The 20,900-nt window shown below is 61.7% G+C and carries 15 protein-coding genes; 8 read left to right on the top strand and 7 right to left on the bottom strand.

Annotation, left to right across the window (positions count from 1 at the left end):
• Nucleotides 1–78: 78 nt before the first annotated feature.
• Both KGA88_RS19020 and KGA88_RS19025 read left to right on the top strand, forming a co-directional pair.
• Nucleotides 79–1,428 (top strand): DUF1254 domain-containing protein, encoded by a 1,350-nt coding sequence (locus KGA88_RS19020; protein WP_223593504.1) that lies wholly within the window; start codon nt 79–81, stop codon nt 1,426–1,428.
• Nucleotides 1,425–2,810: a DUF1254 domain-containing protein gene (locus KGA88_RS19025; protein ID WP_223593506.1), complete on the top strand. Its 1,386-nt coding sequence runs from the start codon at nt 1,425–1,427 to the stop codon at nt 2,808–2,810. Before KGA88_RS19020 ends, KGA88_RS19025 begins: the two co-directional genes overlap by 4 nt.
• Before the next feature lie 952 nt (nt 2,811–3,762).
• Here the strand turns inward: KGA88_RS19025 and KGA88_RS19030 are convergent.
• The gene (locus KGA88_RS19030; protein ID WP_223593509.1) at nt 3,763–5,736 is read right to left on the bottom strand and encodes an alkyl/aryl-sulfatase; all 1,974 of its coding nucleotides are present in this window, start codon (nt 5,734–5,736) and stop codon (nt 3,763–3,765) included.
• Nucleotides 5,737–5,872: 136 nt separating this feature from the next.
• Between KGA88_RS19030 and KGA88_RS19035 the strand changes: the two genes are divergently transcribed.
• From KGA88_RS19035 to KGA88_RS19055, 5 genes are all read left to right on the top strand, one after another.
• Nucleotides 5,873–6,541, top strand: coding sequence for an ABC transporter ATP-binding protein (locus tag KGA88_RS19035; protein ID WP_223593511.1), 669 nt, complete (start codon nt 5,873–5,875; stop codon nt 6,539–6,541).
• 1 nt (nt 6,542) lies between these two features.
• On the top strand, nt 6,543–9,014 hold the full coding sequence (locus KGA88_RS19040) for an ABC transporter permease (protein WP_223593513.1): 2,472 nt from the start codon (nt 6,543–6,545) through the stop codon (nt 9,012–9,014).
• Nucleotides 9,004–10,077, top strand: coding sequence for a lipocalin-like domain-containing protein (locus KGA88_RS19045; RefSeq protein WP_223593515.1), 1,074 nt, complete (start codon nt 9,004–9,006; stop codon nt 10,075–10,077). The genes KGA88_RS19040 and KGA88_RS19045 overlap by 11 nt, the downstream gene beginning before the upstream one ends.
• Nucleotides 10,078–10,194: 117 nt before the next feature.
• The gene (locus KGA88_RS19050) at nt 10,195–10,773 is read left to right on the top strand and encodes a hypothetical protein (protein WP_110662025.1); all 579 of its coding nucleotides are present in this window, start codon (nt 10,195–10,197) and stop codon (nt 10,771–10,773) included.
• A gap of 395 nt (nt 10,774–11,168) precedes the next feature.
• A complete protein-coding gene (locus tag KGA88_RS19055) occupies nt 11,169–11,435 on the top strand; it encodes a hypothetical protein (protein WP_223593517.1) in 267 nt (88 codons plus the stop codon).
• 326 nt (nt 11,436–11,761) lie between these two features.
• Here KGA88_RS19055 and KGA88_RS19060 read toward each other — a convergent pair whose 3' ends face one another.
• The 3 genes from KGA88_RS19060 to KGA88_RS19070 all read right to left on the bottom strand — a co-directional run bounded on the left by KGA88_RS19060 (nt 11,762) and on the right by KGA88_RS19070 (nt 15,712).
• The gene (locus tag KGA88_RS19060; RefSeq protein WP_223593519.1) at nt 11,762–13,168 is read right to left on the bottom strand and encodes a VOC family protein; all 1,407 of its coding nucleotides are present in this window, start codon (nt 13,166–13,168) and stop codon (nt 11,762–11,764) included.
• A gap of 110 nt (nt 13,169–13,278) precedes the next feature.
• Nucleotides 13,279–14,235, bottom strand: coding sequence for an alpha/beta fold hydrolase (locus KGA88_RS19065; protein WP_110661108.1), 957 nt, complete (start codon nt 14,233–14,235; stop codon nt 13,279–13,281).
• 22 nt (nt 14,236–14,257) lie between these two features.
• Nucleotides 14,258–15,712 (bottom strand): flavin-containing monooxygenase, encoded by a 1,455-nt coding sequence (locus KGA88_RS19070; RefSeq protein WP_223593521.1) that lies wholly within the window; start codon nt 15,710–15,712, stop codon nt 14,258–14,260.
• A 199-nt stretch (nt 15,713–15,911) separates the two neighbouring features.
• On the opposite strand from KGA88_RS19070, the gene KGA88_RS19075 reads away from it, so the two are divergent.
• Nucleotides 15,912–16,985: a diguanylate cyclase gene (locus KGA88_RS19075; protein ID WP_110661110.1), complete on the top strand. Its 1,074-nt coding sequence runs from the start codon at nt 15,912–15,914 to the stop codon at nt 16,983–16,985.
• A gap of 187 nt (nt 16,986–17,172) precedes the next feature.
• Here the strand turns inward: KGA88_RS19075 and KGA88_RS19080 are convergent, their stop codons facing one another.
• The 3 genes from KGA88_RS19080 to KGA88_RS19090 all read right to left on the bottom strand — a co-directional run bounded on the left by KGA88_RS19080 (nt 17,173) and on the right by KGA88_RS19090 (nt 20,285).
• Entirely contained in the window at nt 17,173–18,042 is an 870-nt protein-coding gene (locus KGA88_RS19080) for an oxaloacetate decarboxylase (RefSeq protein ID WP_007975765.1), read from the bottom strand.
• 142 nt (nt 18,043–18,184) lie between these two features.
• Nucleotides 18,185–19,219: an arginine N-succinyltransferase gene (gene astA / locus KGA88_RS19085; protein ID WP_110661111.1), complete on the bottom strand. Its 1,035-nt coding sequence runs from the start codon at nt 19,217–19,219 to the stop codon at nt 18,185–18,187.
• 49 nt (nt 19,220–19,268) lie between these two features.
• A complete protein-coding gene (locus tag KGA88_RS19090) occupies nt 19,269–20,285 on the bottom strand; it encodes an arginine N-succinyltransferase (RefSeq protein ID WP_223593524.1) in 1,017 nt (338 codons plus the stop codon).
• Between the last annotated feature and the right edge of the window lie 615 nt (nt 20,286–20,900).

Consider the following 20,900-nt stretch of genomic DNA (forward strand, 5'->3'; position numbering starts at 1 on the left):
CTGACACTCCCTTTTCGCGAGCAAGCCCGCTCCCACAGGGTTTGCGGTGAATCGTTGATTCCACAAGGGAGATCTACCGTGCGCAATTGGATATCCGCACTGGCCCTGGGCGCGAGCCTGGGCACTGTTCACGCCACAACCCTCGATCAATCCCAGGCGAAGGCATTGGCACAAGAGGCCTATGTGTTCGCCTACGCCACCGCCGAGCACGACAAAGTGCTCAGCGCCATCGCCGCCAGGCTGCCGTTCAACCGGCTCTACAGCGAACCGCGCTTGCTCGGCCCGCAGGACAACAAAGTGGTGTCGCCGAACAACGACACCTTCTATTCCCGCGCCTTGCTCGATCTGCGCAGCGAGCCGATGGTGCTCGACGTGCCGGCGGTGCAGGGACGCTACTACAGCTTTCAACTGGTCGACATGCGCACCGACAACCTCGACTACATCGGCACTCGCGCCACGGGCGATCAGGCCGGGCGCTACTTGATCGCCGGGCCGGATTGGCAGGGTGAAGTGCCGTCGGGCATCAGCGGGGTGATCCGCTCGCCGAGCCGGCTGGTGTTCCTGCTGGGACGCACCGAGGTCAAGGGCGAAGCAGACCAGACGGACGCGGCGAAAGTGCTGACGGGTTATGCCTTGCAGCCGTTGTCCAAAGTGAGTGGCGGCGTGACGCCTGAACCGTTGGCAGCGCTGCAACTGCCAGCGTATGCGGACACCAAACAAGGGCCGGCACAGACGCTGTTCAACACTTTCAACGCGTTGGCGCCACTGCACCAGTGGAGCGCCGCCGAGCAGGAAAAACTGTCCCGTTTCGCTGCCATCGGCGTGAAGCCGGGCGTTGCCTTCCTGGCACCGGCGGATTTGGCCGGCGCCATCGCCCAAGGCGCCGAAGCCGGTCGCGAGCAGGTGCGCGCAGCGTCGAGCCAGCTGTCGGTGGAGCAGCAGGGCTGGCTCCCTTCGCCTTCCAATGTCGGCAAATTTGGCGACGACGACCTGACCCGTGCCGCGGTCGCCTGGCGCTACATCTATGCCAACAATGCGGTGGAAGCGCTGTACCCGATGGCGCTGCACGATGCAAAGGGGCAGATGCTCGACGGCCAGCACGCCTATCGCCTGCATTTCCCCGCCGGGCAATTGCCGCCGGTGAATGCGTTCTGGTCGCTGACCCTGTATGACGGCAAAACCCAACTGCTGGCGGCCAACTCGATTCAGCGGTACGCGTTGGGCGATCGCAGCCCTGGTCTACAATACGATGCCGACGGTGGCTTGACTCTGATCCTGCAAGCCGATGCGCCCAAGGCTACGCCGCAGGGCAACTGGCTGCCGACGCCGCAAGGTCCGTTCAACCTGCTGTTGCGCCTGTACCTGCCCAAGGGCGGGGCATTGGACGGGAGTTATCAGTTGCCGACGATAACGAGGATCGAATCATGAACCTGATTTTCAGTCGCCGCCGGGTGCTGGGCAGCATGGGGGTATTGGGAGGCAGCCTGATGTTTCCGAGCTGGTTGCTGGCCGCTGATTCCGATGACCTTCGGCAGATTGCCAAAGAGGCGTGGATTTACGCGTACCCCATGCTCATGCATTACCAGACCATGGAAAAACAGGCGCTCAACCCGGCTGCGCCGGAGTACGTCGGCGGCTTTAACCGCTTCCGCCACTACAGCGAGTTGTTCACCCCGAACAACCGCGACATCGTCACGCCGAATAACGATACGCCGTACTCCTGGGCCTGGCTCGACCTGCGCAGCGAGCCGCAGGTGTTGAGCGTACCGGCGGTCGATGACGACCGCTATTACGTGCTGCAACTGGTCGACCAGTACACCCACAACTTTGCCTATGTCGGCGTGCTCAGCACCGGCCGCGAAGCGGGCAATTACCTGATCGCCGGGCCCGGCTGGCAAGGCCCGACACCGGACGGCGTCAAGGCCGTGCTGCGCAGTGAAACCGAAATCGTCATGGTGCTGGGGCGCACGGGCCTGAAAAACGCCGGGGACTTGCCGGCGGTGCGCGCCTTGCAGAAGGAATACGGTTTGCGTTCGTTGCACGAATACATCGGCAGTGCACCGCCCGTGGCGGCGCCGGCGATCGCCTGGCGACCCTGGGACAGCAAGACCGGGTTGGGGCTGGAGTTTATCCCGGCGCTGAACCAGATCCTCAGCCTGTGTCCGACGCAACCGTCCGAGCAAGCCTTGCGTGCACGCTTTGCGCGGATCGGCATCGCGCCTGGCCAGGGTTTTGACCCGGCGACGTTGCCGCAAGCCACGCGCCAGGCACTGCTCGCCGGGATTCAGGACGCCCAGGCGCAACTGCAAACCGCGGTGAGCCAGGTGCGCACCACCCTCGGGCTGTTCGGCACTCGCGAAGCGCTGAACGGCAATTACCTCAACCGTGCCGTCGCGGCGAATGTCGGCATCTATGGCAACAGCGTGGAAGAGGCGTTCTACACCGGCACTCGTCTGGATAATCAGGGGCAACCCTTGCAAGGTGGGCGAAGCTATCGCCTGCGTTTTGCACCGGGACAATTGCCGCCGGCCAGCGAGTTCTGGTCGCTGACGTTGTATGACTTGCCGGACCGACAGTTGGTGGCTAATGCGATCAATCGCTACTGCCTGAGCAGCCGGGATCGTTTGCAAGCGGATGCGGATGGTGGGGTGACGTTGATCCTGCAGAATACCGCTCCACCTGCGCAGAGCAACTGGTTGCCGACGCCGGCAAGCGGGGCGTTCAGCCTGGTCCTGCGCCTGTATGGACCTGGGCAGCAGGTGGTTAATCAACGTTGGCAAATGCCGGTGGTTGAAGTGGTGTCTGCTTGAAGAGCATCGCGAGCAGGATTTGTGTCGGTCAAAGTCTTTGCGCACAACGGGGACCCTGTAGGAGCGAGCCTGCTCGCGAAGGTCTGTCATTCGACGCTGGCTTGCGGGTGTACATATCCATTGCTGCGGTAACGGCGGCTTATGGTTCCGCTCTTACAGCGGGTCACTTGGAAGAGCCCCAAGTAACCAAGGGCTCTTGCCCCTTTCGTTCGGTGCCTCGCCTAGGCTCGGCATGCCCTCGCTCCGGTCCTGCTCCGTGGGCCCGCCGCCATCGGCCATCCATGGCCGGGGGCGGCTAACCCGGCATCCATGCCGGGTTGCCCACTGCGCAGAACCTGCGCTCGGCCTCTCGAGGGGGCAAGAAGATCAAAAGCCAAATCAAAAGCAAAAGCGAGGCGACCTACCGGTCGGCCTGTTTGCGGGTTTCGTTCGCCGGTGATCGGCTGGTATGCAGCCGTCGCAAGCCCGCACCCTCAATGATCCAGGCTGTTCACAGCATTTGTGAGCAACACATATCCAGTGTGGGAGCGGGCTTGCTCGCGAAGAGGGCATCACATTCAACATCATCGTTGCCAGACACACCGCTTTCGCGAGCAAGCCCGCTCCCACAGGGATCCGGGCTGTTCACAGCATGTGTGAGCAACACAGACCCAGTGTGGGAGCGGGCTTGCTCGCGAAGAGGGCATCACATTCAACATCATCGTTGCCAGACACACCGCTTTCGCGAGCAAGCCACTCCCACAGGGATCCAGGCTGTTCACAGCATTTGCGAGCAACACAGATCCAGTGTGGGAGCGGGCTTGCTCGCGAAGAGGGCATCACATTCAACATCATCGTTGCCAGACACACCGCTTTCGCGAGCAAGCCCGCTCCCACAGGGATCCAGGCTGTTCACAGCATTTGTGAGCAACACAGATCCAGTGTGGGAGCGGGCTTGCTCGCGAAGACGGTATCAAGGCGTGACGATATTGAACTGCGGCGCAAAGGTATCGAGGCTGCTCATCAATTCCCCAAGTTTCTTGCCATTGCCTTGCAACTTGATCAGGCCTTTCTGGATTGCCGTCGGGAAGTCCAGTTGCTTGAGGCTGATCTGCTCCAGGGTTGCCTTGCTCATGCTCACACCGGCATCCGCCTGGGCGTTGAGGCCGGCGCGGTGGGTCAGTACGCCGTTGCGCAGGGTCAGGTTGAAGTCCTTGTTCTGGTCCTCGAAGGTCCAGTTCAGGGTCAGGTCATGGCCCACGGCTTTTTCGCTGTCCAGGCGAACTGCCAGGTAGTCGAAGAACATCTCCGGGCTCATCGCCCGCACCATGTCCACCGACACCGAAGTGCCCGCATGAGGTGGCACGCCGTTGCGCAGTTCCATGGCGCCGGTCAGGTACATGTTGCGCCAGGTGGCGTTTTCGCTTTGATAACCCATTTGCTCCAGGGCCTCGGCCTGGGCTTTGCGGGCATCGCCGTTGTCGGGGTTGGCGAACAGCACCTGATTGCCCAATTGCGCCGCCCAGCGGTACTCGCCCTTGGCGATCGCCCCGCGCATTTTCTCCAGCACCGCCGCTTCACCGCCCATGGCCTCGACCGTGCGCCGGGCTGTTTCCACCGGTGGCAGTGGATTTAGATTGGCCGGGTTGCCGTCATAGAAACCCATGTAGCGCTGATACACCGCGCGGGTGTTGAAACTCAGCGAGCCATAGTAGCCACGGGTGTACCACTTCTGGTCGAGGCTGCCGGGCAGTTTCTTGATCGAGTCGGCGATTTCCAGCGGGGTCAGGCCCTGGTTCAGCAGGTGCAAGGTGCGATCATTGAGGAAGGCGTACATGTCACGCTGGTCGGCGAGGAAGGTGCGGATGCGTTCGCCACCCCAGGTCGGCCAGTTGTGCTGGGCGAACAACACGTCGCTCTTGTCGCCGTAACGCGCCAGGCTGCTGTCCAGGTACTCCGCCCAGGCCTTGGCGTCACGCACTTGCGCACCGCGCGGGGTGAGGATGTTGTGCATCATTTGCGTGGCGTTTTCCGCCATGCACAAGGCGCGCAGTTGCGGCAGGTACAGGTTCATTTCCGCCGGCGCCTCGGTGCCCGGGGTCAGCTGGAATTCCACGTCGAGGCCGGCGATGGTGCGGGTTTCCAGTTCCTTGTCGATCAGGTCGGTGGGCGGGATCAGGGTGACGGTGCCGCCATTGGGCGAGCTTTTGCCCAGCCCGGCGTCGACCTGGCCATGATCGCCACGGGGCAGCAGGCTGCCGAACTGGTATTGCGCGCGGCGGCTCATGGCGGTGCCGGCGTAGACGTTCTCGCTCATCACGTGTTCCATGAAGCCAGCGGGAGCGAACACCTTGACCTTGCCGGCCTTGACGTCGGCCTCGTCGATCACGCCGCGCACGCCGCCGAAGTGGTCGACGTGGGTGTGGCTGTAGATCACCGCCACCACCGGTTTGTGCGGACGGTTCTGGTAGTACAGGTCCAGCGCGGCCTTGGCGGTTTCGGCGACGGTCAGCGGGTCGATGATGATCAGCCCGTCATCGCCTTCGATGATGGTCATGTTCGCCAGGTCGAGGCCGCGTACCTGATACAAACGCGGGCTGACTTCGAACAATCCGGCATGGGCGTTGAGCTGGGCCAGGCGCCACAGGCTCGGGTTGATCGAATCCGGAGCCTTGTCCTTGGCGAGGAAGTCATAGGCCTGGATGTCCCAGATGACCTTGCCCGAGGCGTCCTTGACCTGGCCCTTGAACGGCGCGATCAAACCCTTGGAGACCGATTCAAAGTCGGTGCGGTCGGTGAAGGGCAGTTGTTGCAGCACGGCGGTGTTACTGGTCGTGGTCTGCGCGCTGGCCGCGACCGGTGCATCGGCGGCGACTACCGATTGCGCCAGGCAGGCGGTGATCAGGCAAGCGAGCAGCCCACGAGGGCTCAAGGTGAAACGAGGCATGGCGTCTCCGTTTTTATCGTTATGGTTAGACCAGCCTCGAGGGTAGGGCGATGGGCGGGCGGGGCGATGATCGTCACCGGACAAAAACCATTCAGGGCCGCTATCCTTGGGCCACGCATATCCAGCAGGTTGACCCATGCTTGAAGTCCACGGCGTTTTCAAAAGCTACGCCACACCGCAGGGGCCGCTGCCGGTGCTGCAAGGCGTCGACCTCACGCTCAAGCCCGGCAGCAGCCTGGCGCTGATGGGCGAGTCAGGCAGTGGCAAAAGCACCTTGCTGCACCTGATCGCCGGTCTGGACAAGGTCGATCGCGGCAGCATCCGCAGTGGCGGGCATCGTCTGGAACAGATGAATGAAGGGCAACTGGCGAACTGGCGCCGTACGGAAATCGGCCTGGTGTTCCAGCAATTCAACCTGATCGGCAGCCTGCGGGTCGAAGACAACCTGGCGATCCAGGCGCGTCTGGCGGGGCGCCATGACCCGCGCTGGCAGGCGCATCTGGTGCAGCTCCTGGGCTTGGGCGAGCTGCTGCGGCGCTACCCGGAGCAGCTGTCCGGCGGCCAGCAGCAACGGGTCGCGCTGGGCCGGGCGCTGGCGTCGCGCCCGCCATTGCTGCTGGCCGACGAGCCCACCGGCAGCCTCGACGAAGCCACCGGCGCCGAGGTGTTGCAGTTGCTCCTGGAGTTGCTCGACGACAGTCCCACCAGCCTGTTGATGGTCACCCACAGTCCCGGTGTGGCGGCGCGCTTGGCGGAAAAAGCGCTGCTGTGCGGTGGTCGCCTGGCCGGTGCGGGTGAGCGCTGACATGCGCATCTTCGGCGAAACCCTGCGCGCGCTGCTCAGCCACTGGCGGCAGCATCCGGTACAGTTTTTCAGTGTACTGACCGGGTTGTGGCTGGCCACCAGCCTGTTGACCGGCGTCCAGGCACTCAACAGCCAGGCCCGCGACAGCTATGCCCGCGCCAGTCAGTTGATCGGCGGCGAACCTCAGGCCAGCCTCAGTGCGCCCGGTGGCGGCACGTTCCCCCAGCAATGGTTTATCGATCTGCGCCGGGCCGGGTGGCCGGTGTCACCGGTGCTGCAGGGGCGGGTCACGCTCAAGGGCCATGAAGAGCAGCGCCTGCAATTGATGGGCATCGAGCCGGTGTCGCTGCCGGCGGGCGCGGCGGTGGCCGGGCAGGCCTTGGCGATTGAACAGGTGGTCGATTTTTTCAGCCCGCCGGGCGCTACCTGGATCTCCTCGCAAACCCTGCAGACACTGGGTTTTCGCGAAGGTGAGCAGCCACAGAACCTGGCGGGCGTGGCGCTACCGCCGCTGCATGTACAGGCCGATATGGCACCCGGCGTGCTGCTGGTGGACATCGGTTTTGCCCAGCGGATCCTGGGGTTGCCGGAGCAGTTGTCGCGTCTGCTGCTGCCGAAGGATTTCACCGCAACCCTGCCGGACGCGTTCATGGGGCAGCTGCAACTCAAGCGCGCCGGTGAAGAAAACAACCTGGCGCGCCTGACCGAAAGCTTTCACCTGAACCTCGAGGCCCTGGGGGTGCTGTCGTTCGTGGTCGGCCTGTTTATCGTGCACGCCGCCATCGGGCTGGCGCTGGAGCAACGGCGAGGTTTGCTCCGGACCCTGCGTGCCTGCGGCGTGAGTGCGCGGATGCTGATCGCTTGTCTGGCCGTCGAATTGGGTGGATTGGCCCTGATCGGCGGCGTGGCCGGGGTGGTCAGCGGCTACCTGCTGGCCGGCATGCTGTTGCCGGACGTCGCCGCCAGCCTGCGCGGCCTCTACGGTGCCGAAGTGGCGGGGCAGTTGAACCTCAGCCCTTGGTGGTGGTTCAGTGGTATCGGTTTGAGCTTGATCGGTGCGCTGCTGGCCGGAGTCAACAGCTTGTTGCGGGCGGCGCGGTTGCCCTTGCTGGCGCTGGCCGACCCACAAGCCTGGCATCAGGCCCATGCCCGCTGGTTGCGCCGTCAGGGTTGGGTGGCGGCAATCGCCGGGGTAATCGGGCTGCTGGCGCTGATCTTCGGCGACAGCCTGATCAGTGGCTTCGTGTTGATGGCGGCGCTGTTGATCGGGGCCGCGCTGGCATTGCCGGTGGTGCTCAGTGCGCTGCTCGGTTTCGTTTCGCAGCGCAGCCGCTCGGTGCTTGGCCAGTGGTTTGTCGCCGATTGCCGCCAGCAGTTGCCGGCCTTGAGCCTGGCGCTGATGGCGCTGCTGTTGGCCATGGCGGCGAACATCGGGGCCGGCAGCATGACCGCAGGGTTTCGCCAGACCTTCAGCGACTGGCTCGAACAACGGCTGACGGCCGAGCTTTACCTCAACCCGCAGAACCCGGACCAGGCCCGGGAGCTGCACGGCTGGCTCAACCAGCAGCCGCAACTGGCGGCGGTGCTGCCCAACTGGCAGGTGTCGATCCAGTTGCAGGGCTGGCCAACCGACCTGTCCGGCGTCATCGACCACCCGACCTATCGCCAGCACTGGCCGTTGCTCGAAGCCCTGGGCGACAACCCTTGGGAGCGACTGGCCAAGGACGATGCGGTGATGCTCAGCGAGCAACTGGCCCGGCGCCTGCGCGTGCAGCTGGGTGATCACCTGTCGCTGCCGACGCCTACCGGTCCATGGTCGCCACGGATCGTCGGGATCTACGCCGACTATGGCAATCCCAAGGGCCACATTCTGGTCAATATCAAGCACCTGTTGCGCGGTTGGCCGCAATTGACCCCGAACCGCTTCAACCTGCGCATCGAACCGGTGTCGATCCCGGCGTTCGTCACGGCATTGCAGGCGCGTTTTAGCCTGGACGACAGCCGCATCGTCGATCAGGCGCGGCTCAAGGGCTGGTCCACGCAAGTCTTCGAACGCACCTTCGCCGCCACCGCCGCACTCAACAGCCTGACGTTGTGCGTGGCCGGCGTGGCGCTGTTCATCAGCCTGTTGACCCAAAGCCAGAGCCGTCTCGGGCAACTGGCGCCGCTGTGGGCGCTGGGCGTGACGCGTCGACATCTGATGTTGCTCAACCTCGGGCAAACCTGGTTGCTGGCGCTGCTGACCCTGGTGCTGGCGTTGCCGTTGGGCATCGCCCTGGCGTGGTGCCTGGACTCCGTGATCAATGTGCAGGCTTTTGGCTGGCGCCTGCCGTTGCGGCTGTTTCCATGGCAACTGTTGCAATTGATGGGGTTGGCGCTGGTGGCGACGCTGCTGGCGTCAGCCTGGCCGTTGTACCGTTTGTACCGCACGCAACCGGCGGACTTGCTACGCACGTTTGCCCATGAAGATTAAGGCCTGTGTGTTGCTCCTGGCGCTGCTGGCGAGCGGTTGCGATCAACCGGCGCCGGTCGAAAAGGGGTTTGCCGGGCTGGGCAACCAGGCCGCTGCGTTCACCACGGTGGTGCCCGGTCGGGTGTTCAGCTTCCCGGCGGATCACGGCCCGCACGACGGCTTTCGCATCGAATGGTGGTACGTCACGGCTAACCTGAAAGACGATCAAGGGCATGAATTCGGCGCGCAATGGACGTTGTTCCGCAGCGCCTTGAAAGCCACCCCCGAGGTGGCGGGTTGGCAGAACCAGACGATCTGGCTCGGTCATGCGGCGGTGACGTCGGCGACGGCGCATCACGCGGCCGAACGCTATGCCCGTGGCGGCGTCGGCCAGGCCGGTGTCAGCGTCGCGCCGTTCAAGGCGTGGATCGACAATTGGCAACTCAGCAGCCAGGCGACGGCCGATGATCCGCTGACCGACCTGCAACTCAGTGCCCGCGATGCACGTTTCGGCTACCGCTTACGGCTGACCGTGACAGCTCCACTGGTGCTTCAGGGCGACGGTGGCTTCAGCCAGAAATCCGAGCAGGGCCAGGCCTCGTACTACTACAGCCAACCGTTTTTTCAGGCCCGCGGCACGCTGGACATCGACGGCAAAACGTTTGAAGTCAGTGGTCCGGCGTGGCTCGACCGCGAATGGAGCAGCCAACCGCTGACGAGCAACCAGACCGGCTGGGACTGGTTCTCCCTGCACCTGGACAGCGGCGAGCAGGTGATGCTGTATCGCATGCGGCAAAAGGACGGAGCGCCATACCTCACCGGCACCTGGATCGACGCCCGGGGGCACACGCAGTTGCTGCACGCCAACGACATCAGCCTCACGCCGCAGGACAGCGCCAGCGTAGCCGGGCGCGAGATGCCCGTTCGCTGGTCGATCAAAATCCCCGCCAAACACCTTGATGTCACCCTCACCGCACTCAATCCCCAGGCCTGGATGAATTTGCGCATACCATACTGGGAAGGCCCGGTGCGCCTCAGTGGCAGCCATGCAGGAAACGGATATCTGGAAATGACCGGGTATTAGAAAATCAGCGGCCCGCAGCGACCACTCGCCGAACAGCGTCTATGCTCATCCCACACATGGCGTTGAGCCTGGGTTCAACGCCGTCTGTTGCCATCTATCACAGGGAAAGTTCTGCTTATGAAACGCCACGCACTGACCAAAGCCATAACCCTCGCAACCTTGCTGTCTGCCGCCAGTTTTGGCGCGGTTGCCGCCGATATCCCGTTGTCCGAAGTCGTGGTGGCTGATCAGGTCAGCACCACCGTCGTTTCGGTTGATACCGCGAACCATTCCGTGGTCCTCAAAGGCCCACAGGGTAACGAGTTCCCTGTGCAACTGACCGACAAGGCGAAAAACCTCGGCAATCTCAAGGCCGGCGATACGGTCGACATCAGGGTCACCAGCGCCGTTGCGGCCTACCTCGACACCGATGTCGACAAAGGCCTGCCTGGCACCGCCGAAGCCACCGGTGAAATCCGCGCAGCGCCAGGTAGCGCCAACCCTGGCGGCGAAGCTTATCGTCAGGTGAAAGTGCAGCTGAAAATCACTCACATCGACCTGAAGAAAAACCAGGTGACCTTCGAAAACCCGGAAGGCAAGTCCAAGACCGTCGACGTCAAGCGACCTGAAGTCCAGGCCAAACTCAAGGACTTGAAAGTCGGGCAAAGCGTGAACGTGGTTTACACCGATATATTGACGGTGACCAGCAAGCACTAATATTGAGTATTGGCTCTATACGGGTTGATTGTTTTTGTGCAAGTTTTGTATAGGAATAATCAACTCGTATGTTCTAACTGGTGAGTTTGTAGTTCGGAGCGGGATTGGATTTGAGTCGACATTTTATTAAATATAATGTCGATAAATTTCATCTTTGCTGCACGGACATATTTAGCCACTTCTACTAAAATACCTTCCGTTCGCCCAGTGTAGGGCTCTTTACCAGTGCATGGATTGCCGAGGCCAGTGCACTGGGCGAACACTTTCTTTGCTGTATTGAAAGTTTCGGATACAAAAAACGGGCGACCTGTAGGTCGCCCTTTTTTTTTGGGACTTTCACTGGTTTGGAGGCTACTTCATTTTTGGCATGGTCACGGTCCCTTGTAGGAGCCGGCTTGCTGGCGATGGTGGTTAACGATAACGCATATGAACTGGATAAACGCGGCGCTGTAGGAGCTGGCTTGCCAGCGATGGTCGTTAACGATTACGCGTGTGACCTGGATAAACGCGGCGCTGTAGGAGCTGGCTTGCCAGCGATGGTCGTTAACGATTACGCGCATGAACTGGATAAACGCGGCGCACTTGCGTCCATCGCCAGCAAGCCGGCTCCTACAGTTTGGCGTTCACATCATTTCCACCCGGACGCCAGCGATGGTCGTTAACGATAACGCGCGTAAATCGGATAAACGCGGCGCTGTAGGAGCTGGCTTGCCAGCGATGGTCGTTAACGATTACGCGTGTGGACTGGATAAACGCGGCGCACTGGAGCCCATCGCCAGCAAGCCGGCTCCTACAGTTTGGCGTTCGGACGCGGTCCCTTGTAGGAGCTGGCTTGCCAGCGATGGTCGTTAACGATTACGCGTGTGAACTGGATAAACCCGGCGCACTTGAGTCCATCGCCAGCAAGCCGGCCCCTACAGGTATTGCGTTACCGGTCTTTACCGGGATTGCGCGAAGAACCCTTTTTTGCCGAGTAGTTAGAAGTCGTTCAGTCCTGTTTTTCATTGTCTTGAACAACATCGGCCAACTCGGCGAAACACTGTTCGATCGAACGCCGCTGGCTCTGGGCATACAGTTCCAGTTCATCAATCGTCGGGCGCCCCAGGGCCTTTTCGAATGCCTGCTGGTTGGAGTGCACGCCATAACGGGTTTGCGCGGCGTCCCCCAGGTTTGACTGGAAAATCCCCGCCGCGCTGACCGGCAGGAAGTCTTCGTACACCAGCGGTTCAACCCGCAGGTAACCGCCGCTGAGCAGGTCTTCCAGGGCGGCGTTTTTCAGGTCCTCCGCGGCCAGGCCTTTTTCCGTCACAAAGTAGCGGAAGTAAGCCAGGCCCTGTTGGCGCATGCCTTCCCAAGTGTCAGGGAACTCGCTGAAATGCTGCGCCATCAGGGCGTTATAGCGCGCGGCATTGGCTTCGTTGGGGAAGTCCTTGAGTTCGTCCCGCGCGGCATTGAGCAAGCGGTCGTAAAGGGCGCGGCCTTTGGGCGTGAGGGCAGCACCGCGCTGCTCGATCTCGCCGAAACGGGCACTGTGGCTGCCACGCGCCTCGTTTTGATCGGTGAAGGCAATCGGCTCGTCCAGGGCCTTGAAACTGGTCTGGCGCAGCAGGATCGGGCACTGGCGGCGGGGCGGGCCTTCGATCACCGCCTTGGGGGTAATGCCATGGGCCGGCATTTGCGCCTGGACGATGTCGATATCCAGGGTTCGCGGAGTCAGGTGGTTGATGTGCGGGCCCTTGAACGCCACTACGTCGGCGATCAGACGATGCTGGGCGCTGAGTTGTTGATACTGCTCGGCAGTGACGGTGGCGCTGTGGTGCCAGCGGAATGTCTCCAGGGCCTGTTCGACGAACTCCAGGGCTTGCTGCTCGGTCAGGCCACCTTGGGTTTCAGCACGGTCGATGAGAGAAAGGGCCATGGGCGTGAAGATCGAGCGCCGGTCGAGCATCGACTGGGCGAACGCGCGCAGTTCCAGGTCTTCGATCAATTCCAGGCGCAACAGCGAGGTGAATACCCGGAACGGGCTGACCTGCAACGCCGCTTCATGCACCGCGCGAAAAGCCGTGGAATGCACCGGTACGCCGGCCGGTGTCAGGTCGTAGTAACCCACCGGTAGCATGCCCATCACCGCGAACAGGCGGGCGAGGGTCGCCAGCTCATCGGCCGTGCCGACGCGGATCGCCCCATGACGCTCCAGGTCCAGGCGCTCGATTTCGCCGGTGCTCGTGAGCTGTTGCGCGACTTGCGAATCGCTGTCCAGTACGTGACGGTTAGTCTGCTCCACCAGTTCCATCAACGCGCCGTACAACGGCACTTCCTCGCGATACATGTCGGACATCGCTTTGGAGAAGCGTTGGCGGATCAGGTCAGGGCTGACGAAGTTCGGCTGGTTCATGAACAGGATTCCTGGCGCGGTGACGTAAAGGATGCAAGAAAGATCGCAGCCTTGCGCGTCACCGACAAACGAAGTTTCTGACGAACCTCATTCTTCAAAGGACTGGATGCCTAATGCAGTCGTTGATCCTGTGGACTCTCCGATCGCAGCGATGCCAAAAACTCGCGATACAGGCGCGCCGAACCGGTAGGCGCTTCCACCATGGGCATGTGCCCGATGGCGTCCCAAATGTGCACGCGCAGGTCGGCGATGCCCTTGCTCCAGACCGCCACGCTGCTGACATCGATCAACCGGTCCTTGCGCCCCCACAGCAACAGCGCCGGGGCGCTGATGTCGGGCAGGTGCGGCTCCATCGGCGGGCTGGCGCGGAAATCCCGGAAGATTTCCTCCAGCTCCTCGCGGGACTGTTCATAGCGTTGGGCGACGGCATCGAGCACCAGCTTCGGTACCCAGGGCGGCGAAGCCATGGTCATCGCGTAGAAGCGCTGGAATTCTTCGCGCGAGTGAATCAGGAACGGGTTGTGGCCCTTGGCCAAATGCCGCTCCAGATCACTGGGCTCGGGCGCGGTAACCCCCGCCGGGTCGATCAGCGCCACGGACACAATGCGCTCCGGGTAATTGGCCGCGAGCCACGCCGCCATGTAGCCCCCCATGGAGTTGCCAATGACATGGACTTTCTCGACGCCGCACACGTCCAGCAACTGGATCATGCGCTTGGCCTGCAGTGGGATGTCATAGCCGCCACCGGCCTTGAAGCCGGTTTCGCCATGGCCGGCGATGTCCGGGATGATCACTCGATGGCTGCCGACGAAGTGCCGGGCGAAACGCAGCCAGAGGTTCTTGTCGGCGCTGAAACCGTGGAGCATCAGCACACTGCTGGTGGCTTCGTAGGGCCCGCCTTGCCAGGTCGAGACGGTCATCTCGGGGATGGGCACGACGATTTTGTGCAGCCGGTACAGCTTGGCCTCGGCCGCCATGTTCAAGTCATAGAGCCAGTAGCCGATGGCCGGGTAGGTAAGCCAGCTCCAGGTGACGAAAACTGCGAGAACGACGAACAACAAAAGCATCACGCGTCTCCTTTCTATCTGCTCAGGACAAAATGTGATCGGCGGGTTTCAGCGCTCGGGTCAAGCGATGAAAGCTGAAGCTGAACCCTGGAAACATGGCAATCACATGACCGCTCTTGCTTTGATACCAACTGTGGCAACCACCGGACTTCCACACGGTACGTTCCATTTCCCGGTGGATCATTTCAGTGTAGGTACGTTCCGCCTCATGGCGAACTTCGATGCTGCGCAAACCTTGAGTCTTCAAGGTGCGAATGCAATCGAGGATGTAGTTCATCTGCGATTCGATGATGAACAGCGCCGAGGTATGGCCGATGCCGGTGTTCGGCCCGGTGACGATAAACAGGTTGGGAAAGTCGGGCAGGGCAGTGCCCAAGTAGGCCCGTGGGTACTGCGCCCAGACATCCTTCAGGCGGGTGCCGTTTTTGCCCGTGACCGGGTAGGAAATCACCCCGTCGGTGGCGTCGTAGCCGGTGGACCAGACGATCAGGTCGAGGTCGATGTGCTGGCCATCGTGGGTAACGATGCCGGTTTCGTCGATGGCGGCGATGCCTTGTTCGCGGCTGTGCAGTGTCACGTTGCGGCGGGCCAGTGCCGGGTACAGCGTGCTGGACAGAATCACCCGCTTGCAGCCGATGGTGTAGTCCGGCGTCAGTTTGCGCCGCAGTTCGGCGTCCGGCACCTGGCGCTTGAGAAAACGCAGGGCCTGGCGCTGGACCATGTGCACCGCCGGCTTCGAATACTTGAAGGCAATCACCCGGGTTTCGAATTGCCAGTAGATCCCCCAACGCAGCAGCTTGTAGGCGGGTTTGAGCCCCAGCAGCCAGCGCTGGAAACGGCCGAAGCTGCGGTCAGCCCGGGGTAATACCCAGTGGGGTGTGCGCTGGAATACATGCAAGTGCCCGACGTCCGGGGCAATGGCCGGAATCACCTGGGCCGCACTGGCGCCGCTGCCGACGATGGCCACGCGTTTTTGCCGATAGTCGTAGCTGTGATCCCAGTTATTGGTGTGAAACGTCTTGCCGCCAAAGCGCTCCTGTCCGTCGAAGCGGGGCACCACCGGCTGGCTCAGCGGCCCGGTCGCATTGATCAGGAACTGCGCGCAAAACGTGCCTTTGCCGGCGGTGCAGACGATCCAGCGCTTGCTGGTGTCGTCCCACTCTATGCCCTCGACATTCGTGTCCAGTTCCACCTTGTCCCGCAGGCCGAAATGTTCCACCACATGGCGGGTGTAGCGATGCAGTTCGGCCTGTTCGGCGAACATTTGCGACCAGCGATACGGGGCGAAAGACAAGGAATACAGCGGCGAGGGCACGTCGACTGCCGCGCCGGGGTAGGTGTTCTGGCACCAGGTACCGCCGAAGAACGCCCGGCGCTCCAGCAGGCGAAAATCATCGATGCCGGCCTTGAGCAAATTGATTGCAGCACATTGGCCGCCAAATCCGCTGCCAATGATCAATACTTGAAAGGTCTGCATGGGCCTCCTCTTATGGTCATCGATCATCCCCTTCTTTCATGTATAGCCGTTTCTGCAGACGAGGCTTTTGCTTTTATGCGGGCGTGATGTCGCGATATTCAGTCTGCCGACCGGTGATGGCTATTTGATCTCGCCCTGATAGACTCCAGCGAACAGGCACAGGCTGTTATCGCATTCCGTCGAGTGGCACAGAGGCCCTATGGCAAAAGCGGGAGGAAAGGGATTTTCATTGGCCAGGAGGCTCTATACATCGCGAATCCTCGGGGTGGCCCTGGGATTGGTGTGCGTGAGCGCGGCGATGTATCCACTCGATCCGGCGCCGTGGGTCTGGGCATTCATGTGGTTCAACGGCGTGGTCTGGCCGCACCTGGCTTACCAATGGGCGCGCCGGGCCAGGACGCCTTATCACGCTGAACACCGCAATCTGCTGATCGATGCTTTCCTCGGCGGCTTCTGGATTGCCGCGATGCATTTCAATCCACTGCCCAGCGCGACCACCATTTCAATGATGGCCATGAACAACGTGGCCATCGGCGGCATGCGCTTCCTGTTGGCCGGGACGGCCGCACAAGTGCTGGGCGTGGGTGTTGGCTTGCAGATTTTCGCCCCGGCGTTCATTCCCGCCACCAGCCCGCTGCAGCTCTATGCCTGTTTGCCGTTGCTGTGCCTGTATCCGCTGGCGCTGGGTTGGATCTGCTTCCGCCAGGCCCATACCCTCGGCCGTCAAAAGCGTGAACTGCTGGCACTGAGCCGTACCGACAGCCTGACGGGCCTGCTCAACCATGGCACCTGGAAGGACCAGCTGGAGGTCGAGTTTCAACGTTGCAAACGCCAGCAAAAGGGCGGGGCGATTGCCCTGATCGACATCGACCATTTCAAGGCCATCAACGACACCTACGGCCATGTCGCCGGTGATATCGTCTTGCGCCAGTTGAGCAAAATGCTCCGGCAGAACCTTCGGGCGACCGACGTGGCCGGGCGCTACGGCGGTGACGAGTTCTGCGTGATCCTCCCGGACCTGCCCCTGAACCGCGCCGCCGTGGTCATGGATGCCCTGCGCGATCGCTTCGCCACCTTGGGTTACGAGCAGAACCCGGCGCTGAAAGTCAGCCTGAGTATTGGCCTGGCGTCATTCAACCCGGCCCACGCCGACGCGACACTCTGGCTCAACGACGCCGATCATGCGCTGTACGAAGCCAAGACCACCGGGCGCAACCGCGTGATCTGTTGCGGCAACGGCAAACCCCATCGCGAACTGTTCAACTCGGTGTGACTAAGCCTGTGGGAGCGGGCTTGCTCGCGAAAGCGGTGTGTCAGGCGGCAGTGGTGTTGGATGTGCTGGCCCCTTCGCGAGCAAGCCCGCTCCCACAGTTGATTTCTGTTGAACACAAATTTTGTATTCACCCAAGATCCTTGTGGGAGCGGGCTTGCTCGCGAAGGCGGCGTGTCGGTTTAAACGATCATTCCTTCACGCTCATGAATTCCTCCGCGTAGCGGATGTATTCCTCGGGTTGCGTGTAGGTGTGGGTCAGTTCGGTCGCGCTCAGGTCCGAGGTCTGGGTGAGGATCTGGCGTTGTTCGCGCAGGCTGTCGTAAGTCGCCTTGATCGCGGCGAAGTAGGCGCCATGGCCGTCGATGGTCACGCGCACACCCAGTTCGGCCAGGCGCTTGTCATCGCGTAGCAGCGGGTTGCCGTAGGTCACCAGCATCAACGGCACGCTCAGGTGCTCGGCGATCTGCTCCAGATGGTCGAAGTCTTTTACGCCGACCATGCAAATCCCGTCGGCCCCGGCTTGCTGGTATTGCCGGGTGCGGCTGATGATTTCCTGCACTGGCAGGATCCCGGCGTGGGTACGGGCGATGATTGCCATTTCCTTATCGCAGCGGGCTTCGAGTGCCGCGCGGATCTTGCCGACGCCTTCGGCGACCGTGATCAGGTCGGTGGATTTGCGGCCGAACTGCGCGGGCAGCAGGGTGTCTTCGATGGTCAGCGCGGCGACGCCGGCACGTTCGAGTTCGACGATGGTGCGCATGACGTTCAGCGCGTTGCCGTAGCCGTGGTCGGCGTCGGCAATCACTGGCAACTGGGCGACACGGCCGATGCGGGTGGCCTGTTCAGCGAATTCGCTGAGGGTAATCAACGCAAAGTCAGGAGCGCCCAGCACTTGCAACGAGGCGACCGAACCACCCAGGATCCCGACTTCGAAGCCGAGGTCGGCGGCGATGCGCGCCGACATCGGGTCGAACACCGAGGCCGTGTGGTAGCAGGTGTTGGAGGCGAACAGTTGGCGAAAATTGCGGCGCAAATCTTGATGGGAAAGCCTGGACATATGAGTTCCACCAATGGAATGGAAGGGCTTGAGCAAAAGTGTCAACGCCGAAGAAATAAAAGGCTATCACGCGCGCAGGGAGAGAATGATGACGAATTTGCTGGGTAAGGACGATTGACGTCGCAACAATGAAGCTGATAAGTCACGCCGCCACGGCCTGCTGCCGTTGGTCAAGCAGCGGCACGGCGCGCACCGAGTCGCCGGGTTGCAGCTGCAAGCGCTTGGCGGTCAGGCGATCAACCACCAGGCTGTTGCCCATCTGCCTGGCCGGGGCGCAGGTGATGCGACAGTTTTCCAGGCGGCGATTATGGATCAGCCAGACGGGCGACTTATCGTCCGGCGAACCGATGGCCAGTGACAGCGGCTGGCTATCGCGCACGGTGCGGATCCCGGAGACCGGGGCTTCAAGGACCGGTCCGCCGTCGAAGATATCGATGTAGCCCTTGTGGGCAAACCCCTCGGCGCTGAGGATTTTCAGCGCTGGCTCGGTATTGGGGTGAGCCTTGCCGATCACCGCCCGGGCCTGTTCGGTGAGCATGCAGGTGTACAGCGGCTGGCGCGGCATGAGTTCAGCGATGAAGGATTTGTTGCCGAGCCCGGACAAGTGATCGGCGTGGCTGAAATCCATCTTGAAAAAGTGCCGGCCGAGGCTGTCCCAGAACGGCGAGCCACCGCGTTCGTCGGCACTGCCGCGCAGTTCGGCGATGAGCCGGTTGCCGAACAGCTGCGTAAACTCGGCGACAAACAACAAGCGCCCGAGTGAAAGCAAACGACCGTTGCTGCCCTGGCGCTGATCGGGGCGCAAGTACAGCGAGCAGATTTCCGATTGGCCAGTCAATTCATTGCTCAGGAACAGGGTCTGCATCTGGCGCTGAATACCCAGGTCCGGTGCCGCGCTGACCGTCAGTCCTACCCGGTAGTTGTACCAGGGCTCGCGCAGGCCGATGCCACCCGTCAGCGCACTGACGCCCACCACTTGCTGCTCGTCGTCCTCGAGCACGAACAGATAATCGGCATCGGCGCGGTCGACCTGCCCGGCGAAGGTGCGTTGGGCCCAGCGGATCCGGTGGGCCAGGCGTTCTTCGTCGGCCGGCAGGCTGGTAAGCCCCGGGCTGGCTTGGCGCACCAGCGTGAACAGGGCGGGCAGGTCGGTGATCTGGACCGGGCGGACAATCATGCGGCTGTTCCTTGTTCGCGTGTGCTGGGGCGCTGAATCTGGCGGCTACTCACAGGGCGATCATCCTGACCGGGCTGCCCTCGGTCACCTTCAGCGCCTCGCACATGGCGGCGTCAAGCGTGACGGGTTGCCCGCTGATGTACTCAAGATCGGCGACGATGGCCCGGTAATCCTGCAAGGAATCGTTGCTCACCAGATAGCTGCCACGGGGATCGATCACAGTTCCCGGCCGCGTGATGGCGCACTGGCTGTGGGCGATGGAACGAATGCCGGACGTGCGCGCATACAGGGTCGGGCCGCCGTCGAACAGATCGATGTAACTGTTGGTTTCGAAGCCTTCACGTTCAAGGATATCGAAGGCTTCCTGGCCGTCGGGGTGGATGCTGCCGATGCAGTCCTGTGCCGCCTGGGGCAGCATGGGCACGTAAATCGGATACTGCGGCATCAGTTCGGCGAGAAAGGTGCGGCTCTGCAGGCCGCACAGGCGTTCGGCCTCGACGTAGGGCAAATCGAAGAAATGCTTGCCCACGGCGTCCCAAAATGGCGAGTGGCCGTCATCACTGCTGTAGCCGACGATCTCGGTGATCACTGTTTCGGAAAAACGCCGGGCGTGGGCGGCGATGAACAGCAGGCGCGCCCTCGACAGCAGTTCGGACTGTGCGCTGCGTTCCCGTGCGGCTTCGATATGGAAGCCGCGCAGCAGGGTGTGGCCACTGAGGTCGTGGCACAACGACAAGGCGGGTACGCCGTGCTCGATGTTCAGCTCCCTCGAAGCACTGGTGAAGTGCCGGTTGCGCAGGCTGTAGAACGGCTCGCTGTACCCCGCCGTGGCGAGAATTTCCGAACAGCCGACCAGGTGCTGCGTCGCCAGGTCTTCGAGCACAAAGAAATAGTTTTCCGGGCCATGAGCCTCGACGTCCTTCTCGAACGACGCACAGGAATCGAGGATTTTTCCGCGCAACCGTTCACTGTCGTCGGGCAGGGACGTTACGCCCACGAGACTTTCACGAGCCAGCCTCTGCAACTGGGGCAGGTCGGCCAACTCGACTGGACGCAAGACCAGCATGGAGACACTCCTGTATCAAACGATTCGGCGGCTTGAGCCGAACCTGACTATCACTGTCGGTTTTTCCACACATTAAATCGGTGGTCGCCGGAACGTTGTCAGGCGCCACGCTTGTTCTTGTCAGATGCTTCTTGTGCTGGACCGCATTAAACGAGGAACGGACAGTTCGGCCGGAGGTGATGCCTGGCCAGGCGCATTGATCGGGTGTTCGAGAAAGGCATCCGGGCTCCTGCTGGATGAGCGGGTTACAGTTTTTAACAGTCCGTTGAAAGGAGTATTTAATTATCGCGTACTGCCTGTCTAGTTAATTTTTGCGCCGTCAGGCAGTGCCCGAAAAAGGGGCGAAATGCCTGTGCCAAGGGGCTACACCGATGTCGCAAGGTCTTGTAGGTGGTTGCCTCAGTTGCCGTCAGCCATCACAGAAAATCTGCCAGGAAATGTCTGAAGGAACCCCTTTCAAGCGGGAAAATTAAACAACCCCCGGGGCCTAATGCCGATCAGTTAAGCCTTCTCGCTTGACCTTTGGCCGCAAGAAATCAAAATCCGATGCCTGTACTGGCATCGGATTTTTTTATGCGTCTCGCTCGGGCACTGGAACTGACCCACAACATCGCC

It is taken from the genome of Pseudomonas sp. A-R-19 (assembly GCF_019956575.1).
Taxonomy (GTDB): Bacteria; Pseudomonadota; Gammaproteobacteria; order Pseudomonadales; family Pseudomonadaceae; genus Aquipseudomonas.